We start from the raw sequence: 5,025 nt of genomic DNA, 5'->3' as shown, positions 1-5,025 counted from the left end.
CTCCTGCGTCCCGGGCTGGGCGGACGGCGCGCCGGGGCCAGGCATGTCACCGGCGCGGCCTGCCGGCGCATGACGCGCGGGCGGGTCGAACAGGAGCACGCAGGCGCGATACGCGAGTGCGGCGACGACCATGGCGATGATCAGGCTGGTCGGGTCCGGGCGCTCAGCTTCGGCGAAGAGCTTCAACCCCTCGGCCACCAGCGAGAGCGCAACGGCGGCTGCTGCCGCGATCCAGGCACCGTGCGGGCGCACCAGCGCACCCAGCCGTTGACCCCCGGTGCCCAGCCACAGGAGCACGCCGAGCGGCGCATAAGCGATCGTCTGGTACAGGATGCTGCGAGCGGCGACAGCCTCCGAGACAAAGTAGTGGTAATAGAACGGCAGGAAGCTCAGCGACTGGAGCTGCTCGATGGCACGCGCCACATCCCAATGGTACCCGGTCAAGCCGGTGACAAGGGCCACCACGCCCACGCCGTAAGGGATGGCGAGCACCAGGCTTACCACGAACCCCCATCGCCCACGGAAAGCTTGCAGGGATGCTGTGGTCGCGCTGCCGGCGAGCGCCACCCCCACGATCAGCCCGCCACCACGCAACAAGGCGGATCGGCCATCGGCCACGCCCGAGTACAGCAGAAACTGCAGCAGCTCCAGCGCCACGGTGAACACAATGGCCGCAGCAATGGCGAGCCCCACCCGCGCGATGCCGCGCCCCGGCATGCGCGCGAGGAGCCAGATGCCGACGGGAATCGCGAGCAGCGGTTTCAGCACGGCGAGAACAAGACAGCGCGCCCCATGGGTGCAACCCTCAGGGGCGACCCACAGGCCCCAGCTGTCCGAGGCGAAGCGTGCGACGACCTCGGAGTGCGAAAGGGGAAAATCGAACGGGAAGAGGCTCGCAAACACGTAAGCCAAGGTGTAGCCGAGCAGCACGTGATCCAGCGACAACGCCCGCTGCCCGGAGGCAATCGCCGCGCAAACCCGCCACAAGCGCTCACCGACAACCGCCCCCGCCACCGCGCCGGCGAAGGCACCCGCCAGGTTGCCGCTCATATCCACCGGCGAAGGCGCACGGTAGGGAATCCATACCTGGATGAACTCGACAGTGGCGGTCACCAGCAGCGCTAGCAGCGAGACTGCAGCGACAACGATGATACGCAGGGCGACCGAGCGCCTGCCCGAGGTCAGCCACAGCGTCCAGAACAAACCCAGCGGCACGAACATCAGCACGTTGGCGACCCACTGCTGACGCTCGCCCGGCCCCGGCATATGGAACGTTTGACTGGTGTACATCGCCCAGGCGTCTGCAAAGGAGATTTGCCGAAACTCGAAGGGCATCAGGGTGAGGTACAAAGCCGCGCCGAGCGCCAACAGCGCAGCGACGGCCTGCCCGCTCCCCCTTGAGGCGCCCGAATACGTGACCTGCTGGACTGATGCCATTTGCCTCCCGATTCACCGTAATTCACCACGAGCCCACGCCGGTGTTCCCCGGACGCGCACAACGCCTCACCCCCGAGACCGAGACGGCAAGCCCCGCGATGTCAATTGAGCACTGAAGCCGTGCATACTTCACATTCTTGACTGATACACTAGCTGAAAACACATCCAAAACGGGCGCCAATCACACAAATCGCCTGCGATTTCATGTAAAACAATGCGTGGTGTCAGCCACGCTTACACGGAGACGAGCATTGAAAGAGGATTTCCTGCAGCAGTCCGTCACGGTCATTGGCCTGGGCTACATCGGACTCCCCACAGCAAGTCTTCTCGCCACCCGGGGTTTCCAGGTCCACGGTGTGGATGTGGTCCCGGAAGTGGTGGAGACGATCAACCGCGGCGACATCCACATCGTCGAGCCAGAGCTGGACGTTCTCGTGCGCTCCGCGGTGCAAAGCGGCCAGCTTCGGGCATCCACAGAGCCGGCCCCCGCCGACGTGTTCATCCTCGCCGTCCCCACTCCCTTCGATGACAACAAAACGCCGGATCTGAGCTACGTGGAGGCGGCCGCCCGGCAGATGGCCGAGGTGCTTGAACCCGGCAACCTGGTCATACTGGAGTCCACCAGCCCGGTGGGCACCACCGAACGGGTGGCCGAATGGATCACGAACGCCCGTCCGGACCTAGCCGATGGCAAGGTGTATATCGCCCATTGTCCAGAGCGCGTGCTGCCAGGGCGCATCATCCAGGAGCTGGTCAATAACGACCGCGTCGTCGGCGGGCTCAACGAGGCCTCCACAGCGGCGGCCACGGCGTTCTACCGCCAGTTCGTCTCGGGCGAAGTCCTGCCGACGGGGGCGCGCGTCGCAGAGATGGCCAAGCTCACAGAAAACACCTTCCGGGATGTCAACATCGCGCTCGCCAACGAACTCTCCATCATCTGTGACGGGCTGGGGATCGACGTCTGGGAGCTCCTGCAACTCGCCAACCGCCACCCGCGGGTCAACATCCTCATGCCCGGCCCCGGAGTGGGCGGGCATTGCATCGCGGTGGACCCCTGGTTCATCGTGGACTCCGCCCCGGAACACTCGCGCCTGATCCGCGTCGCGCGCGAAGTCAACGACAGCAAGCCGGACCACGTGATTACCCAGGTGCGCAACAGGGCCGCTCGCCTGCGGGATCCGGTGATCGCCTGCCTGGGGCTTGCCTATAAGGCCGACGTGGACGACATGCGCGAGAGCCCGGCGATGCGTATTACGCAGACGCTGGCCCGCGAACAAGTGGGCCGCATCCTGGCCGTGGAACCCTACGGCCGCCGCGGACTACCCGCCGAGCTCATGGAACTGGGCGTGGAGCACGTCGCCATCGAGCAAGCCCTGGAGGAGGCGGACGTCCTGGTGATGCTGGTGGCCCACCGCCACTTCCGCCGCCTGCCACGGGCGCCACTGCAGCAGAAAATGGTGGTGGACGCCTGCGGGCTTTTGAGCCTCCTACAATAACCACTGGCGGGAGCGCGGCGCGACCCGTAGCGCGGCCCGGCCCCAACCGGCGACAAACAATGACCGACATCCCGAGCACCACCCCGCCCACGCTGGCTAATGCGCGCATCGCCGTGATCGGCCTGGGCTACGTGGGCCTGCCCCTTGCCGTGGCCTTTGCGGAGCGCTATCCGGTAACGGGCTTCGATATCAGCACCAGGCGCATCAACGAGCTGCGCGAGCGGCATGACCGCACCCGTGAGGTGAGCGCCGAGCAGCTGGCCGCCGCCCAGGGGCTGGGCTTTACCAGCGCGACGCAGGACATCAGTGACTGCAACATATACGTCATCACCGTGCCCACACCCATCGACCGCTACAAGCGCCCGGACATGGGACCGCTGATCCGTGCCAGCGAGATGGTCGGCAGCGTGCTGTCGCCCGGAGATGTGGTCATCTACGAATCCACCGTCTACCCCGGGGCCACGGAAGAGGACTGTGTTCCCCTGCTGGAGCAGGCTTCCGGTCTGCGCTTTAACCAGGATTTCTACGCGGGCTACAGCCCCGAGCGCATGAACCCCGGTGACAAGGCCCACACGGTGCGCGATATCGTCAAGGTGACGGCAGGCTCCACCCCCGAAGCGGCGGACTGTGTTGATGGCCTCTACGCCAGCATCATTACTGCCGGCACCCACAAGGCCCGCAGCATTCGCGTCGCCGAAGCCGCCAAGGTGATCGAGAACACCCAGCGCGACGTCAATATCGCCTTGATCAACGAGCTGGCCATGCTGTTCAGCCGCATGGGGCTCGACACCCAGGCGGTGCTGGAAGCCGCCGGCACCAAGTGGAACTTCCTGCCCTTCAAGCCCGGGCTGGTGGGTGGACACTGCATTGGCGTCGACCCCTACTACCTGACCCATAAGGCGCAGGAGATCGGCCACCACCCCGAGATGATCCTCGCCGGACGGCGCACCAACGACGGCATGGGCCGGTTCGTCGCGACCCGGGTGCTGCAGCTAATGGCAGAGCGCGAGCGCAGCATCGTGGGCGCGCGTATCCTCGTGCTGGGGTTGGCCTTCAAGGAAAACTGCCCGGATCTGCGCAACACCCGAGCCGTGGACGTCGTCAACGAGCTCGCAGCATTCAACGCCCGCGTCGATGTACACGACCCCTGGGTGGACGCGGCCGAGGCGCAAGCCGAATACGGCATCACCACCGTCCCGACCCCGCAGGCCGGCACTTACGATGCCGTCATCATCGCGGTGAGCCACCGGGAGTTCGCCGCCATGGGCGCCGACAACATCCGCGCCCTGTTAAACGACACCGGCATCGTCTACGACATCAAGGGCCTGCTGCCGGAAGATCAGGTCGAAGGCAGGCTGTGAGCTGAATGGCCCCCTCGACAACCGTGCCAACCCGTTCAAGCGGAGCGCGTAGCACGGAGTAGCGCAGCGTAATCCGCCGTCCATGACACAGTGCTGCAGGCGCACGACTGATCTTGCGTCTGTGCGCCGTTGGCGCGATTTGTTTAACGGTGCATTACGCTGACGCTAATGGCACCCTACACGCTTCGATCGGCCGCGGTGCCATCGCGTGGCTGCACGCCATACGCGGGTTAGCGCAGCGTAACCCGCCGTCAAAACAAACCGCGCCGAAGGCGCACAATAGAGCGTCCAAGCCTCACATCCTGCTCCCCCACCATCACAACTCCGTTCCCCAAACCCTACGAGCCTTGATTCATTCCGCCACCTAAAATACTGTACAGACATATAACAATAACCCACCAAGAGGTTCGGCTCATGAGCCACGACCAGAACTTCAAGAACTTGATCCTCGACTACCCGCGCCAGGCACTGGCGTTTTTCGCCGCGGAGGACGCCGCCGCCATCGACGCCGGCGTTCGGATCACACCGCTGCGCCAGGAGCAACTCCAGGAGTGCCTGGGGGAGCGGTTCCGGGAGCTCGACGTGCCGCTGCGCGTCGAGTGGCCGGACGGGCGCCGGGCGGCGCTGCTGTTCGTCGTGGAAACGGAGAGTGCCGCGCGGCGGTTCGACATCCACCGCCTGGCGCACTACTGCCTGGATCTCGCACAGCTGTGTGAGACCACACGCGTGGT

At 65.3% G+C, this 5,025-nt stretch carries 3 protein-coding genes and 1 pseudogene; 3 read left to right on the top strand and 1 reads right to left on the bottom strand.

The features are described from left to right. The coding region (locus QZT63_RS13805) for a VanZ family protein (RefSeq protein WP_290652072.1) at positions 1 to 1,437 on the bottom strand (1,437 nt) is incomplete at its 3' end. A 251-nt stretch (positions 1,438 to 1,688) separates the two neighbouring features. Here QZT63_RS13805 and wecC point away from each other — a divergent pair. The 3 genes and pseudogenes from wecC to QZT63_RS13790 form a co-directional block, all read left to right on the top strand. Continuing rightward, positions 1,689 to 2,933: a UDP-N-acetyl-D-mannosamine dehydrogenase gene (wecC, locus tag QZT63_RS13800; protein ID WP_290652071.1), complete on the top strand. Its 1,245-nt coding sequence runs from the start codon at positions 1,689 to 1,691 to the stop codon at positions 2,931 to 2,933. 59 nt (positions 2,934 to 2,992) lie between these two features. Then, positions 2,993 to 4,294 (top strand): nucleotide sugar dehydrogenase, encoded by a 1,302-nt coding sequence (locus QZT63_RS13795; protein ID WP_290652070.1) that lies wholly within the window; start codon positions 2,993 to 2,995, stop codon positions 4,292 to 4,294. Positions 4,295 to 4,708: 414 nt separating this feature from the next. Further along, a pseudogene (locus tag QZT63_RS13790) lies at positions 4,709 to 5,025 on the top strand (hypothetical protein); the annotation flags it as partial.

This window comes from Aquisalimonas sp., from assembly GCF_007120195.1.
GTDB lineage: Bacteria > Pseudomonadota > Gammaproteobacteria > Nitrococcales > Aquisalimonadaceae > Aquisalimonas.
The sequence above is the reverse complement of the archived record's forward strand: the minus strand, read 5'-3'. Positions and strand labels throughout refer to the sequence as shown.

What these genes read in the sequence shown, in the direction of transcription:
- QZT63_RS13795 (WP_290652070.1), top strand. Translation starts at nt 2,993, where the DNA reads ATGACCGACATCCCGAGCACCACCCCGCCCACGCTGGCTAATGCGCGC.